This window comes from Nonomuraea sp. 3N208 (assembly GCF_052245935.1).
In the GTDB taxonomy this organism is placed as follows: Bacteria; Actinomycetota; Actinomycetes; order Streptosporangiales; family Streptosporangiaceae; genus Nonomuraea.
Genome location: NZ_JBQQBR010000027.1, coordinates 60,762 through 74,081, shown reverse-complemented (window position 1 = coordinate 74,081; position 13,320 = coordinate 60,762). Strand labels below are relative to the sequence as shown.

The following is a 13,320-nucleotide window of genomic DNA, read 5'->3' as shown; positions in this document are numbered from 1 at the left end:
ATGACAGCTCAAATTTTTCCGGTCAAGCGCCAGCTATTGACCGTATGTATCAGATCTGTATAACTTCTGGCCATCCGTTATCTGATCTACGGCCGTCACAATCATCAAGGAAGGGTGTGAAGCCATGCGCATACCTGGACAGCGCTGGTACACGCCCTATCTCTTCGCCGCGCCGGCGCTCGTGCTGTTCGGCGTCTTCTTCGCCTGGCCTGCGGTGACGGCGATCCAGCTGTCGTTCTTCAAGTACGACATGATCTCCCCGCCACCCGTCTTCGTGGGCGTGGACAACTTCGTCCGCATGCTCGGCGACGGCCGGTTCTGGACCGCGCTGCTCAACTCGGTCCTGTTCCTCGTCGGGATGTTCCCGCTGCTGGTCGTGGTGCCGTTGCTGCTGGCCGTACTGGTCAACCAGAAGCTGCCGGGCATCAAGACCTTCCGGATGCTCTACTACCTGCCGGTCGTGACGTCGATGGTCGCGGTCGGCATCGCCTGGGAGTACGTCTTCCACCAGCAGGGCGTCCTCAACTGGATGCTCACCGGCGCCGGCCTGCTCGATGAGCCGATCCAGTACCTCCTCGACCCGACCTGGGCTCTGCCCGCGGTCATCCTGGTCGAAGGCTGGAAGAACATGGGCTTCTACATGATGATCTACCTCGCCGGCCTGCAGACCATCCCGGCGAGCATCTACGAGGCCGCACGCGTGGACGGTGCCAACGCCTGGCACCGTCTGCGGAGCATCACCGTTCCGCTGCTCATTCCCTACATCGCGGTCGCGATCACCGTGGAGATGCTCGACGCGATGCAGGCCTTCACCTCGATCTACGTGATGACCAAGGGCGGGCCTCAGGACGCGACGCTCACGCTGGGCTACTACATCTGGTCGGCGGCCTTCGAGCGCTACGAGATGGGCTACGCGAGCGCCATGGGGCTGGTCCTGTGGGTGCTGATGATCGGCCTGGCCATCCTCAACTACCGGATCACCCGCGGAAGGACGGTCATCGCATGATCCTTCGGCGCGCGGGGATGTACATCCTGCTGACGGCGATCGCGCTGGTCTTCGTCGGGCCGTTCCTCATCCTGCTGTCGGCCGGGCTCAAGCCCGCCGACCAGGCCGTCTACTCCTTCCCGCCGGACATCGTCCCCCGGCCGCCGGTGCTGAACTGGGTGATCGAGGCGTGGACCTCCATCCCCTACCCCACCTACTTGCTCAACTCCGTCATCTACGTCGGCCTGACGGTGCCCGCCTACGTCATCGTCTCGGCGCTGTGCGCCTACCCGCTGGCCCAGATGCACTTCCGCGGGCGCAACATCGTCTTCTTCGCCATCCTGTCCACGATGTTCCTGCCGGGCGAGCTCATGCTCATCCCGCGGTTCCTGGTGGTCACCCAGCTCGGCATGGCCGACACGTTCGCCGGCGTCATCCTGCCCGGCCTGCTGTCCGCCTTCGGGATCTTCCTGCTCCGCCAGACCTTCGCGGGCGTGCCGCGCGACGTCGTGGACGCCGCGCGCACCGACGGCTGCCACGAGCTGCGCATCTTCTGGCACGTCATGCTGCCGGCCGCCCGCCCGACGCTGGCCATCCTGAGCATCTTCGGCTTCATCTCGGTCTGGAACAGCTTCATCTGGCCGCTGGTCGTGCTGAAGGACTCCGCAAAGTACCCGCTCGCGCTCGGGATCTCCTACCTCGCCGGAATCACGGGCACGGACGTCCGCACGCTCGCCGCCGGAACGATCATGTCGATCATCCCAGTCGTCATCGTTTTCATGCTCATGCAACGCCACGTCCTCGAAGGCATGCGAGGCGCAGTGAAGGGCTAGATCATGTTGACCCGCAGGCAGTTAGGGTTGGGCGCGCTCGCCGTAGGCGCGCTCGGCTTCAGCAGTTCGACGGCACACGACTACGCATCGAGACAGACGTTCGACCACTTCGAGCGGGTCTTCCGCGAGGCCGGCGCGCCCGGCCAGCCGACGGAGACCAACGAACGCGGCAGGCTGGCGTGGGGTGCCTCCTACGTGATGTTCGCGTTCACCCGGATGTACGAGGCCTACAGGGACACCGCCTACCTCGACCGCTTCATCATCGACGCCGACCAGGTGCTGGCCGGCCGCGACTCCGAGCGCGGCTTCAAGGACTACCGCGGCCTCTCGCTGCCCGCCTGGCAGGCCGCCGGCGCCTACACGGTGGGCTTCGCCACGCTGACGGACGCGAGCGGGCAGCCCCTCCTCGAAGTGCGCAGCGCGCTCAGCTACGCTGACGAGGCCACCGCCACAGTCAGCGCGGGCACCTCGGCCAGCCGCTTCACCCTGGAGGTGCGCAACGCCAGGTACGGGCGGGTGGCGACCTTCCCCGACCTGTCGCTGGACCCGGCCTCGCCCGACTACGCCGTCAAGCGCATCCACGACGCCTACCCCACCCCGACCATGGTGACAGCGCGCGATCCGCGTCCGGCGCCGGCCGGCGGCACCGTGCCCGTCCTGGGCGAGACGCGGCTCAGCGTGAAGCCGATGATCTTCGCGGTGCACACCGGCATGATCACCTACCCGATGGCGGCCTTCGCCAGGATCGTGCTGCACGACGGCCACCTGACGAAATATCGGGGCAAGGCGCTGGAATACCTCCAGGCGGTCAAGGAGGCGGTGGCCGTCCACGAACGGGAATGGCGGCCTGATGGGCACCTGATCTGGGTCAAGGGCATGCCGCTGCCCTACGACGGCACGGAACAGCCCACCAACCAGTGGCTGGCGCTCGGGCTGACCTACGCGGAGCTGGCCGCGGCCACGGGCGACCCCTTCTACCGGGACCGGGCGCTCCGGATGGCGCGCTCCTTCGGAGGCGAGCTCAAGCCGGATGCCGGTGACGCCTATGTCTGGTCCTACTGGCCCTCCTTCGGCAAGACCTACAACGGCTACACGGCCGACCAGAACGTCTCCGAGTACACGCCCTCCATCGCCGGAGCGCGGCAGATCGAGGACCTCAGCCACGGCGGCATCGACGTGGAGTTCGCCGCGCTGGCCTTCCGGCACAAGATCTACTACCGGGGCATCGACCTGGCCAGGATCGCCCGGACGTACACCAGGAACCTGGCCACCACCGGCCCCGACGGCCTGCCGACCACCAACGCGCGGCTCGACGGCACCGGCGGGCCGCTGAACGCCGAAGGTTCGCTCCAGGCGGGGCGCTGGATGGCCGTCGCCCCCTGGGACGCCGGCGTGTTCGCGCACTCCCGCTCGATCTACGACGCCCGGGCCGTGCAACCCGCCCAGGGCGCCTATCCCGCCTCTTACCTCGCCAACATGGCCTATCTCAACTGGTTCGCCCGGAGGTCCTGACCATGCACCTGTCCCGACGGCAGTTCGGCCTGGGCGCGCTCGCCGTGGGCGCGCTCGGCTTCTCCAGCTCATCGGCCTACGACTACACCTCAAGGGAGACCTTCGACCTGTTCGACCGGCTCTTCCACAGCGGTACCGGCACCGGCAAGCCCACCGACAACAACGAGCACGGCGCGCTGGCCTGGGGCCAGTCGTACGTCCTGATGGGCTTCATGCGCATGTGGGAGGCCTACAAGGACACCCACTACCTCGACCGGCTGGTCGAGAACGTGGAGCAGGTGCTGGCCAACCGCGACTCGGCACGCGGCGTCACCGACCACCGGGGCAAGTCGCTGCCCGCCTGGCGCGCCATGCACCCCTATACGGTGGGCTTCGCCACGCTCAAGGACGCCGACGGCACGCCGCTGCTGCAGGTACGCACCGCGCTGGCCTACGCCGACCAAGCGGTCGCGACGGTCACGACCGGCAGCGCCGAGGGCAGCTTCTCGCTGGAGGTCAAGAACAACTGGAACAACACGGTGGCGAGATTCCCCGACCTCTCGCTGGACCCGGCGTCGGCGAATTACGCCGTCAAGCGCATCTACGACGCCTACCCGACCCCGACCATGGTGACGGCGCGCGACCTGCGGGAGTCCCCCTCCGGCAACGCGACGCCCGCCCAAGGACCAACCTCCTTCGTCTCGCAGCCGGTCATCTTCAGCGTGCACACCGGCATGATCACCTATCCAATGGCCACGTTCGCCAGGACGGTGCTGGCCAACCCCTCGCTCTGGTCGCGATACAAGAGCAAGGCGCTGGAGTTCCTCAAGGCGGCCAAGGACGCCACCGCCGTGCACGACGAGGAGTGGCGCCAGACGGAGGACGGCCGCGGCTACTACGTCTGGAACAAGGGGACGCCGCTCGCCTATGACGGCGCCGAGCAGCCCATCAACCAGAGCGTCTCACTCGGCCAGACCTTCGCCGAGCTCGCCGCCGCCACCGGCGACCACCGTTACCGCGACCGGGTACGCCGGATGGGCCACACCTTCTCCCTGGACCTCACCGTCGACGCCGACGACGCCTACGTCTGGCCGTACTGGCCGAAGTTCGGCAAGCTCTACCAGGGCTTCGCCAAGACGGACAACGTCTCGGAGTTCACGCCGTCCTACACCGCCGGCGCCCGGCAGATCGAGGATCTCAGCCACGGCGCCATCGACGTGGAGTTCGCCGTGGCCGCCTTCCGCCACAAGCTCTCCTTCATCGGCGACGACATGGCCCGCTTCGCGCGCACCTACAGCAAGAACCTGGTCGCGCCGACCGGCGCCGACGGGATCGCCACGGCGTACGCGCGCGTCAACGGCACGGGCGCCACCAACAGCGCCGGGCAGTACATGCAGGCACCGCGCTGGATGGCCGTGGCCCCCTGGGACGAGACGGTCTTCACCCACTCGCGGGCGATCTACGACGGCCGGGCGACCCAGCCGCAGCAGGGCTCGTACCTGCTCTGCGTCGCCTACCTCAACTGGCACGCGCACAGGGGGGCCTGATGTTACGCAGCCTGGTCGCAGCCATCCTGGCCCTGACCACCACCGTCGTCCCGGCCGAGAGCGTGTGGCTGGCGAAGTACACCGCCTTGGAGAGCCAGATCGGCGACTCGCTCTACACGAACAAGAGCAGCGCGAACCTGGCGTGGGGCGAGAGCTACATCCTGCGCAGCTATCTCGACGTCTACGGTGCCACCCAGGACACCCACTGGCTCGACAAGCTGGTCACCCACGCCGACACCATCCTGACCCACGCCGACGACATCGACGGCGACGGCTACCTCGGCTGGAGCACCAGCCGGTATTCGCCGGTCGAGCTGGGCAACCCCAGCTTCGAGACGGCCGCGAGCGGCGACACCACGCTGCCCGCCAACTGGACCAGGTTCCAGGACGCCGGCAGCCACATCTACCGGACCACCGACGTGCCGAGCGGCACGGGCAGCCAGTCGGTGCGCGTCGTCTCCGACGTGACCAGGTGGAAGAAGCTCCGCCAGCCCGTGGCGAGCACCTATGAGGGCGGCACCCAGCACGTGTTGCGCGGCTGGGGCAAGCGCACCGGCTCCGTCGTGGGCCGCATCGTGCTGCGCGAGGGCTCCACGACGCTGTGCATGCTGGAGTACACGACCAGCACGTGGACCTACAAGGAGGTCACGTGCTCGCTGCCGGCGGGACGGTCGCTGGAGGTGTGGCTGGAGCACAGGTCCTACACGGTGAGCGGGTCGGCCTACTTCGACGACGTCAAGCTGAGCGCGGTCCTGCCGTACATCGTGCACGACGGAATGATCGGCATCCCCATCGCCGAGTTCGTCCGCCTCGTCGCCCAGACCCCGGCCCTTTCCGGGTACGCCGCCAAGGCAGCCACTTACCGGGCCTTCCTGGAGAACGAGATCGTCCCGCGGTGGGAGTCGAGCTCCTACATCGGCAACACGTGGAAACCGATCGGGACCACCGAGGGCCTCTACACGCAATCGCCGAACTTCGACGCATTCAGCCACAGCAGGGTCTCCAGCGACCTGCCGTACAACCAGGCACTGGCCTTCGGGAACATGCTCATGGTGCTGCACGCCGTCAACGGGAACCCGACCTACCTGGACCGGGCGACCCGCTTGGCGCGCTGGACCCGCAACGACCTGACCAGCTCGGGCGGGGCCTACATCTGGAACTACGCGGTATACGCGACCACGAAGGAGGATCTCTCCCACGCCAATGTGGACCTCTCGGCGTTCCTGGAGTTCTATCGGAGCTCCCGGGTCTTCACGGCGGCCGACATGACGGCGCTGAAGAACACGCTGCTGGCGAAGATGTGGAACGGCTCCACGACGGCTCCCGTCTTCAGCCTGTACGTCGACGGCACCGGGACCGCGGCCAACGGGGTCGACTACTACCTGCACTCGTGGCTGGAGCTCACCGAGTGGGATCCCCAGGTGAAGGCGCTGGTCGGTACGAAGTACGCGAACTTCACCGCGACCAACTCCTCCCACCTCATCACGCTGTCCCGCCTGCTGACGTGGGAGTAGCGAACACTCACGTGCGGAATTCGGCGGCGGCCTTGAGAAACGCGTCGTTCGCCTCGGGGTCGCCGATCGATACACGGGCGCCCTCGCCCGCGAAGGGGCGGACGGCGACGCCCTCGACGGCGCAGGCGGCGGCGAAGTCGAGGGTACGCTCGCCGAGCCGGAGCCAGACGAAGTTGGCCTCACTGTGCGGCACCGTCCACCCCTGCGAAATGAGCGCCTCGCGGACCCGGGTGCGCTCCTTGACGACTTGCTCGACCCGCTCCAGCAGCTCGTCCTCGGCCTGAAGCGAGGCGACGGCGGCCACCTGGGCGAGGTGGTTGATCGCGAACGGCACGATCGTCTTGCGGATGGCCGCGGCCACGGGCTCGTGCGCGATCATGTAGCCGACCCGGAGCCCCGCCAGCCCGTAGGCCTTCGAGAACGTGCGCACCACGCACACGTTGGGCCGGTCGTGGTAGAGCGTGAGGCCGTCGGGGACGTCCTCGTCGCGGACGTACTCGCGGTAGGCCTCGTCCAGGACCACCAGCACGTGCTCGGGCACCCGGTCGAGGAACGCCTCCAGCTCGGCGCGCCGGATCGCGGTGCTCGTCGGGTTGTTCGGGTTGCACACGAAGACCAGGCGAGTGCGGTCGTTGATCGCACTCGCCATGGCGTCGAGGTCGTGGTCCTCGCCCGCCAGCGGCACCCGCACGGACGTGACCCCGGCCAGGTCCGACAGCAGCGGGTACGCCTCGAACGACCGCCACGCGTACACGACCTCGGCCCCGGGATCGCCCACCGCCTCCAGCAGCTGCTGCTGCACCGTGACCGAGCCCGGACCGAGCGCGACGTGGTCGAACGGAACCCCGTGCCGCTCCGCTATGGCCTCGGTCAGCTTGATCGCGCCGGGGTCCGGGTAGCGGTTGACATGACGGGCTCCCTCGGCGATCGCCTCCACCACAGACGGCAGCGGGTCGTACGGGGACTCGTTGGACGACAGCTTGTACGACCGCCCGTCGGGAGCCGCGACGGCCTTGCCCGGCTTGTAGGGGGCCATGGTGTCCAGGATCTGGCGGAAACGAGGCATGCCCCTACCTTAAGAGCCTTGGCCCCGTGAGGCATCAACCAGGTACACCGGCCCGCACGAGGCCGCCGAGATGCTGCCCGAGTTGTCGCCTGCGAATCGCGCTCTGGTGTACGGCATCGTCGGCGGCATGCCCCTCTACCTCTCCTGGTGGCGGTCCGACCAGTCCGTCGAGCACAATCTCGCACGCTTGGCCTGTCATCCCGACGCCAAGATGATCCGGGAGGGCGATCTGGTCCTGGCGACGGAGGCGGGGAGGGGCGTCCACTTGGCCGCGGACAACTTCCTCGCCTTTTATCTTTGCGCTCGGGATGAGATCCCTGATGCTCCTCCGGACACATTGTGCGTGACGGCGGCTGACATCTTCGCCTTTGGACTGAACGGGTAAGGCGAGCCCGCCCGGATGCGGCACAGCGACATGGCCGCCACAACGCCGTCCGTGCGATGATCCTGCGGAGCGTCCATGGAAGATCGAAAAAGGGAGAACGGCCATGGGACATGTGCTGGTGACCGGCGCCACGGGCGGGATCGGGACGGCACTGGTCCGCGCGCTGGCGAAGGCAGGCCACCAGGTGACCGCCATCGGGCGCGACGCCGGGCGGCTGGACGTGCCGACGATCGAGGCCGACCTCGCCCGGCCGGAAATGCTCGCCGCCGCCGTCCGTGAGCTGCCCGACGTGCAGGCGCTGATCCATTGCGCGGGCGTCTCCCCCATCGCGGCCGTCGCCGATGCCGGCCCGCAGTTGTGGGAGCGGACGCTGGCCGTCCGGCCGTACGATCCCGAGCGCTGCATCCAGCCGGAGACGCTCGCCGAGATGATCGTCTGGGCGCTCTCAGCCCCCGCGGACGCCTACGCCTGCGAACTGTCCGTGGTGCCCGCACCGCGCTGAACCGGATCATTCCTTGAGCGAGCGGAGCATCGGGGGGTGGAGGAGCTCGGCGGGGCCGCGGCGGTAGAGCTTGGCGGGGCGGCCGCCGTCGCGTGTCGTGCTGCCCCCGGTCTCCACCAGGAAGCCCTCCGCCTTGGTGACCTTCCTGTGGAAGTTTCTGGGGTCCAGGGGGCGGCCCCAGACGATCTCGTAGACGCGGCGCAGGTCCGCCACCGTGAACTCGGGCGGGCAGAAGGCCGCCCCCAGCGATGTGTACTCCAGCTTGGCGCGGGCCCGCTCCACCCCGTCCAGCATGATCCGGCGGTGGTCGAAGGCCATGACCGTGAGCGCGTCCACCGGCTGCCAGCTCATGTGGGCCTTCTCCGAGGCCGGCAGGTCCGGGGCCAGGCCGAGGTAGGCGACACTCAGGACCCGCTGGCGCGGGTCGCGGTCCGGGTAGCCGTAGGTCTGGAGTTGCTCCAGGTGCACCGGCGCGCCCGGGAGGCCCGCCCGTTCGGCGAGGATGCGGCGGGCGGCATCGGGGAGGTCCTCGTCCAACTGGATGAAGCCGCCCGACAACGACCAGCGTCGCAGGAACGGCGCGTTGTCACGGCGCCAGACCAAGGCGCTCAGCGCGTGGTTACGCACGGTGAGGACGACCAGGTCGACGCTGACCGGGACGCTCGGGACCATGACCGCACGTTACACGTACATGCGTGCGAACCGCGAAATGGTCGTCAGGTCGCGATGCGCACGTGTAAAGGCTCGGTAGTGGCCTTGCCGGAGGGTGCCTTGACCGTGATCCGCACCCACTCCCCGGCGGGCACCTGGGTCCAGTCGAACGGCACCCAGGCCGTGGCCATGCCCTCGGGCAACTCCTCGAGCGGGTCCGCCTCCAGCCAGCCCACCCCCGACACCACCAGGTCTTTAGTACCACCCGACCACTGGATGGTGATCGTGCTGTCCTTGAGGTTGTAGCCGCGGACCTCCACGCCGTCCTGGATGTCGCGCGCGCGCCTGATGGCGTCCACCGCGATCGGGCGCTGCCAGTCCGACGTGATCTCCTCTTCGAGCGAGGGCTGCCCGCACGTCATGAAGTCGCTCCACATGTAGGAGACGACTTTCTGCACGTACCTGCCGGCCATGGTGACCGCCTGGTCCAGGCGCTTCTTGTCGGTCTTGCCGCGGGTGCCCTGCGGGGCGCAGGGCTGCTCGCCCGACGGCTCGAACGCCTCCACATTCGCCCACAGCTGTACCTGGTAGCCGGCCTGGATCATCTCCTCGCGGGCGACCGACATCTCGCGGTAGTAGTCGCGCGTGGACCCGTGGTACGCGGTCCCGTACGTGGACTCCCCCACCACCGGCCACAGCCGCTCGTCCACCTCGGCGTCGCGCTCGTCGGGCCAGAACAGCCCCACCTTGCCGGTGCCCCTGCTGTCCTGCGGGGCGATGATGCCGACCCCGGTCTTGGCCAGTGCCTTGAACGCCTCGGCCACCTGCTTGGGCGTCTGGCCGAAGCCCACCCGCCGCCGCGCGTCCATGTAAGGGCTGATCAGGATGGGTTTGCCGGGCAACTCCTGCTCGACGATCGTGTGCTGGCCGGCGTACACCTCGAGCGTCGGGTTGGAGGCCAGGGTGGCCGACATCTGGACCTCGAACGGCTGGTAGACGCCGCCCAGCGAGGCCCTGTCGGCGAAGCGGGCGCCGTAGTCCTGCAGGATGCGCCGCGTCAGCGTAGTGAGCGTGCCGACGTGGTGCTTGTACGCCCTGATCGGCGTATCGGGGTCGCGCGGCGCCAGCGGGAGTGCGGGGAAGATCCGAATGCCGAACTGGTCGCCCAGCCTGAGCAGTTCGGTCAGGCTGTCCTTCTCCGCGCCGGCCACCAGAATCAGGTCGTAGGAGGCGCCCTTGCGGGAGAAGTCGCAGGTGGAGTCGTCGGAGCCGTCCGGCTGCGTGATGATCCGGAAGTAGGTGCGCTTGCCCGCCCTGATGCTGTGCTCCATCTGCGGGCAGCGGAACACGTTCTCGCCGAACGACTCGTCGGTGCGATAGACGTACGTGCGCCCGATCCTGTTGCCAGGGTTGGCCTGCTTCAGGTCCCGCTCGGCGGCGTCGCGGCAGCTGAGGCCGTCCTCCTCGCAGGCCTTGTAGAGCGAGTCGGGCTCGCCGTCCCTGGTCAGGATCTCGCCGTCGTCGGACACGGGGCGGAACTGCAGGCCGTACCCGATCCTGATGATCGTGTCGCCGCCGACGTCGTGGATCTCCTTCAGCTGGGTGCGCCAGGTGCAGGGGTTCGACCTGGGCATGATCCAGTAGCCGGTGACGGCGTACGGGGCCTTCTCCTTGGTCTCGAACGTTCCGCATCCGTCGGTGAACTCGCTCACCTTCGGCGTCGGCTGGTCCGACGGCGGCTGGGCCGCGGCCGAGCGGCTCGCCGTGGGGGCCGGTGCCTCCGACGACGGAGGCAGCACGATGATCACAGCAGCGACCACAGCCAGGACGGCTGCGCCCACGACGAAGAAGAGCCAGCGCACGTGAGGCAACCCGTTATCGCTTGACCCCGGCCCAGGACTCCAGCTGGGCCACGAAGCGCTTCGCCGAGTTGGGCCAGTGGTGATTGGCGCGGGCCGCCGCGTAGCCGCGCGCGCCCTGCGCCCGCCGCTCGCGTACGTCGTCGCGTAACGTCAGCACGGCCTGGGCGACGGCCTTGGGGTCCTGCCAGGGCACCACGACGCCGCTGTCGTAACGCTCGACGAGCTCCACGGCCCGCGGCGAGGGAGTGGTGATGACGGGAATGCCGTGCGCCATGTACTCGACGATCTTGGTGGGCATCGAGTGCCGGTAGTTCGGCTCGTCATGCAGCAGCGACAGTCCGGCCAGCGCCCCGTCGAGCCGTTTGAGCGCCTCGTCGTTGGGCATGAAGTCGCGCCACTCAAGCACACCTTCGGTGACGGCCTGGTTGAGCACGGGGCGGCTCTGCGGGTCGGCGTACCCGATCAGCTCCACGGCCACCCGGTACGGCTGCAGCAGCTTGGCCACCTCGACCGCCTCGATCACGCCTCTGGCTCTGGACAACCAGCCGAGGTAGACCACCCGGTCGTCGCCGGGCGGCGTCACGGAGTCGGGAACCCACGTCTCGTTGGGCACGATCGGATGGGCGTGCTTGAACCTGCCCGCGTACGCCGTCTCGGCCAGCATCAGGTGCAGGTGCCGCTCGGCCGTGCCCTCCAGCAGGCGGGCCAGGAAACGTACCGGCGGCCGCAGAGCCGAGGGCAGCCAGGGCTTGAGCGAGAGCGTGGCCGGGGTGTCCTCGTGCACGTCCCACACGACGGGCGGCCGGTTGCGCACGCCCCACACCGCGAACAGCAGCTCGGGGTCGTGGACCAGGACGAGGTCGACCTTGTCTCGCATGCGCTTGAACACCCGCCGCGCGGCCCACGTCGCCGAGATCCGGTTGCGCTGGGCCGCTCTCGGCAGGTCCACTCCGGTGACCCAGGGTCGCGGGACGACGCCGAAGGCGGTGAAGGCGGCGGCATACGTGACCTCATGACCGGCATCCACGAGGGCACGGATCTGCCGATGCAGGATCCGAGCATCCTCGGGGTTATGCACCACCGTCATGACGAGCACGTGCACTGCGCGCAGCCCTCCGTCGCTACAGCCGCTCGACGCGTTCGCCCTCGGCGAGCACGCCGCGGGTGTCCAGCACGAGCCTGGCCTTCGCCTCGACCATGGCGAGGTCGAACGCGGCGTGCTGCTGCATGAGCAGCGTCACGTCGGCGTTGACCACGGCTTCGGCCAGGTCCTCCTCACGCGGCACCGGGGTGCCGTCTACCGACCACTCCTTGACGTACGGGTCCGCGAACGAGAGCTCAGCGCCCAGTTCCAGCAGCGCACGCGCCACCGGCAGGGCGGGGGTTTCCCGTTCGTCGGCGATATCCGGTTTGTAAGTGACGCCGAGCATAACGACCCGGGCGCCGTTCACGGGCTTCTTATACCGGTTCAGCAACCGCTGGACGCGGGCCACCACGTAGGACGGCATCCGCTCGTTGATCTCCTGCGCCAGCTCCACGAACCGGAACGGGTAGCCGAGCTTGCGCACGGTGTACGACAGGTACGACGGGTCGACGGGGATGCAGTGCCCGCCGACGCCCGGCCCGGGCAGGAACTTCTGGAAGCCGAACGGCTTGGTGGCCGCCGCCTCGATGGCCTCCCACAGGTCGATCCCGAGCTCGTCGCAGAAGATCGCCATCTCGTTGACGAGCGCGATGTTGACGTGCCGGTAGGTGTTCTCCAGCAGCTTGGCCATCTCGGCCTCGCGGGTGCCGCTGACCGGCACCACCTGCTCGATGAACTGCCCGTAGAACGCGGTCGCGCGGTCCCGGCAGGTCGCGGTGTAGCCGCCCACGACCTTGGGGGTGTTGCGCAGACCGAACTTGGGGTTGCCCGGGTCGATGCGCTCCGGCGAGAAGGCCAGGTGGAAGGTCTCACCGGCGATCAGGCCCGAGGTCTCCAGCAAGGGCCTGGCCACCTCGTCGGTGGTGCCCGGCCAGGTGGTGGACTCGAGCACGACGAGCGTGCCCTTGCTCAGGTTGCGGGCGACGGCCTTGGTCGCGCCCTCCACGGCGGACAGGTCCGGCCGGTGGTCCTCGTCCAGCGGAGTGGGCACGCAGATGACGATCGTGTCGCTCCGGGTCAGCACGGTCTCGTCGAGCGTGGCGCTGAACCCGTTGGCCAGCATGTGCTCGAGGTCGGCGTCGGTCAGGTCGTCGATGTACGACCGACCGGCGTTGAGCGCGTCCACCTTGACAGGGTCGACGTCCACGCCGACGACTCGCAGACCGGCGGCCACCGCCTCCTTGGCGAGTGGCATGCCGACGTAGCCCAGGCCGATGACAGCCAAGTCTATTTCTGTCACAGCTGTGCCTTGAGGAGCCGGAAACAACACTTCATGGTGGCAAAGGTTATCTCAAGTCCACCTAGCTCACGCCTAATGCGACGGAAACCGTCACAAGAGA

The 13,320-nt window shown here is 68.2% G+C and carries 12 protein-coding genes; 7 read left to right on the top strand and 5 right to left on the bottom strand.

What is annotated here, in order from left to right:
* The first annotated feature begins 124 nt into the window (after positions 1-124).
* From ACTWPT_RS35630 to ACTWPT_RS35610, 5 genes are read left to right on the top strand one after another with little or no spacing between them, the layout of a single operon-like run.
* Positions 125-1,006 carry a carbohydrate ABC transporter permease gene (locus tag ACTWPT_RS35630; protein ID WP_443181912.1) on the top strand — a complete coding sequence of 294 codons (882 nt, stop codon included), beginning with the start codon at positions 125-127 and terminating at the stop codon, positions 1,004-1,006.
* Positions 1,003-1,818, top strand: a complete 816-nt coding sequence (locus ACTWPT_RS35625; protein WP_443181911.1) for a carbohydrate ABC transporter permease — start codon at positions 1,003-1,005, stop codon at positions 1,816-1,818. Before ACTWPT_RS35630 ends, ACTWPT_RS35625 begins: the two co-directional genes overlap by 4 nt.
* 3 nt (positions 1,819-1,821) lie before the next feature.
* Positions 1,822-3,330, top strand: a complete 1,509-nt coding sequence (locus tag ACTWPT_RS35620) for a hypothetical protein (protein ID WP_443181910.1) — start codon at positions 1,822-1,824, stop codon at positions 3,328-3,330.
* A gap of 2 nt (positions 3,331-3,332) precedes the next feature.
* A complete protein-coding gene (locus tag ACTWPT_RS35615; RefSeq protein WP_443181909.1) occupies positions 3,333-4,856 on the top strand; it encodes a hypothetical protein in 1,524 nt (507 codons plus the stop codon).
* Positions 4,856-6,370: a hypothetical protein gene (locus ACTWPT_RS35610; protein WP_443181908.1), complete on the top strand. Its 1,515-nt coding sequence runs from the start codon at positions 4,856-4,858 to the stop codon at positions 6,368-6,370. Before ACTWPT_RS35615 ends, ACTWPT_RS35610 begins: the two co-directional genes overlap by 1 nt.
* Before the next feature lie 7 nt (positions 6,371-6,377).
* Here the strand turns inward: ACTWPT_RS35610 and hisC are convergent, their stop codons facing one another.
* On the bottom strand, positions 6,378-7,436 hold the full coding sequence (gene hisC, locus ACTWPT_RS35605) for a histidinol-phosphate transaminase (RefSeq protein WP_443181907.1): 1,059 nt from the start codon (positions 7,434-7,436) through the stop codon (positions 6,378-6,380).
* 70 nt (positions 7,437-7,506) lie between these two features.
* Here hisC and ACTWPT_RS35600 point away from each other — a divergent pair, with 70 nt between their 5' ends.
* Together ACTWPT_RS35600 and ACTWPT_RS35595 are read left to right on the top strand one after the other, a co-directional pair.
* A complete protein-coding gene (locus ACTWPT_RS35600) occupies positions 7,507-7,821 on the top strand; it encodes a hypothetical protein (RefSeq protein ID WP_443181906.1) in 315 nt (104 codons plus the stop codon).
* A 103-nt stretch (positions 7,822-7,924) separates the two neighbouring features.
* Positions 7,925-8,323 (top strand): SDR family NAD(P)-dependent oxidoreductase, encoded by a 399-nt coding sequence (locus tag ACTWPT_RS35595; protein ID WP_443181905.1) that lies wholly within the window; start codon positions 7,925-7,927, stop codon positions 8,321-8,323.
* Between the two features lie 6 nt (positions 8,324-8,329).
* On the opposite strand, the gene ACTWPT_RS35590 is transcribed toward ACTWPT_RS35595, so the two are convergent.
* The 4 genes from ACTWPT_RS35590 to ACTWPT_RS35575 are packed head-to-tail and all read right to left on the bottom strand — an operon-like array spanning position 8,330 to position 13,220.
* Entirely contained in the window at positions 8,330-8,995 is a 666-nt protein-coding gene (locus ACTWPT_RS35590; RefSeq protein WP_443181904.1) for an NUDIX hydrolase, read from the bottom strand.
* Positions 8,996-9,039: 44 nt separating this feature from the next.
* On the bottom strand, positions 9,040-10,836 hold the full coding sequence (locus tag ACTWPT_RS35585; protein ID WP_443181903.1) for a DUF4434 domain-containing protein: 1,797 nt from the start codon (positions 10,834-10,836) through the stop codon (positions 9,040-9,042).
* A gap of 13 nt (positions 10,837-10,849) precedes the next feature.
* Entirely contained in the window at positions 10,850-11,938 is a 1,089-nt protein-coding gene (locus tag ACTWPT_RS35580) for a glycosyltransferase (protein ID WP_443181902.1), read from the bottom strand.
* 19 nt (positions 11,939-11,957) lie between these two features.
* Entirely contained in the window at positions 11,958-13,220 is a 1,263-nt protein-coding gene (locus ACTWPT_RS35575; protein ID WP_443181901.1) for a nucleotide sugar dehydrogenase, read from the bottom strand.
* Positions 13,221-13,320 lie beyond the last annotated feature (100 nt).

Excerpts from the sequence above, each read along its gene's own strand:
- ACTWPT_RS35630 (WP_443181912.1), top strand. The coding sequence starts at position 125 with ATGCGCATACCTGGACAGCGCTGGTACACGCCCTATCTCTTCGCCGCG.
- ACTWPT_RS35625 (WP_443181911.1), top strand. The coding sequence starts at position 1,003 with ATGATCCTTCGGCGCGCGGGGATGTACATCCTGCTGACGGCGATCGCG.
- ACTWPT_RS35620 (WP_443181910.1), top strand. The coding sequence starts at position 1,822 with ATGTTGACCCGCAGGCAGTTAGGGTTGGGCGCGCTCGCCGTAGGCGCG.
- ACTWPT_RS35615 (WP_443181909.1), top strand. The coding sequence starts at position 3,333 with ATGCACCTGTCCCGACGGCAGTTCGGCCTGGGCGCGCTCGCCGTGGGC.
- ACTWPT_RS35610 (WP_443181908.1), top strand. The coding sequence starts at position 4,856 with ATGTTACGCAGCCTGGTCGCAGCCATCCTGGCCCTGACCACCACCGTC.
- hisC (WP_443181907.1), bottom strand. The coding sequence starts at position 7,436 with ATGCCTCGTTTCCGCCAGATCCTGGACACCATGGCCCCCTACAAGCCG.
- ACTWPT_RS35600 (WP_443181906.1), top strand. The coding sequence starts at position 7,507 with ATGCTGCCCGAGTTGTCGCCTGCGAATCGCGCTCTGGTGTACGGCATC.
- ACTWPT_RS35595 (WP_443181905.1), top strand. The coding sequence starts at position 7,925 with ATGGGACATGTGCTGGTGACCGGCGCCACGGGCGGGATCGGGACGGCA.
- ACTWPT_RS35590 (WP_443181904.1), bottom strand. The coding sequence starts at position 8,995 with ATGGTCCCGAGCGTCCCGGTCAGCGTCGACCTGGTCGTCCTCACCGTG.